The sequence below is a fragment of the Xenorhabdus entomophaga genome (assembly GCF_037996725.1).
Taxonomy (GTDB): domain Bacteria; phylum Pseudomonadota; class Gammaproteobacteria; order Enterobacterales; family Enterobacteriaceae; genus Xenorhabdus; species Xenorhabdus khoisanae.
Window position 1 is genome coordinate 1 of the sequence record NZ_JBBMXH010000269.1, and the last position, 979, is coordinate 979.

The 979-nt window shown below is 42.6% G+C and carries 1 protein-coding gene; it reads right to left on the minus strand.

The genetic code is table 11. From position 1 onward, the window contains the following. Positions 1 to 20 precede the first annotated feature (20 nt). Positions 21 to 979 (minus strand): ISAs1 family transposase (locus AAC854_RS24755; RefSeq protein WP_340619068.1); only part of this gene is annotated, 959 nt, incomplete at its 5' end.

The window sequence follows — 979 nt, forward strand, 5'->3', positions numbered from 1 at the left end:
CAGGGCAACCGCATGAATGATTAAATAATATTCAGGTTAGAAAATCCCGCTTGTAATACCTGTTCTAAAAACTGAATTCTCATCCAGGCGCGTTTACGTTTCATTCTTATACTTAATTGGGTTTTTTCCTGTTTCAACATATTCAAGGCGATTCGTCTGAGTATTGCGATATTTTCTGCGGCATTTTCCCGATAAATTTGGCAATCATCTTCATGAAAAGTCGCATCCAACACCCAATGGAGATTATTTTCAATGCGCCAGTGATTGCGTACTGCCTGAGCGAATTTTTCTTCTGTCAGTTCTGCTGAACTGATGTAATAGCGATACTCAAGGCTTGGCGATTTACCTTTTTCTTGTCGGTATCCTATTGCTACGCCGAGTGTTTTTAATTCCGGCCATTCGGAGAAATGGCCTCTAAGTAAATCGGCACTGATAATATGGCTTTCTCGGATTTCGGTTCGACCATGGCCTTGTTCTACATGGATTTTTTCTCTTGTCAGGGGAGAGGTACATGGCGCTTTCAACGCATTTTGAACCGCCTGATGGAGACGTTTTTGGTTATCTTTGACACTTAACAGGTAATCCGCACCGGCATCAATGAGTTCCTGAGCGATTTGGGTTTGGCATCCCATTGCATCGATGGAAACCAGGGCACCTTTCAGATTTAATAATTGAATCAATTCAGGGATTGCGGTGATTTCATTGGATTTTTTCTGAGTCCGAACCTGCCCCATGACGAGTTGATTTGTGGTGGCGTAAACACTGACAAGATGGAGTGTTGAAAGGCGTTCTTCGGGAGGGTAAGAACCGCGTAATACTTTACCGTCAATCGCCACTAACTCACCTTGGGTAAGTTCATGTACTGAGTTCATCCAATTGATAAAACAGAGATTAAATTGTTTTGGGTTGATCCGCGAAATAATCCGGGCAAACGTATCATCGACAGGGACACCTTCTTTGAACATACCTTGTTGTAGAA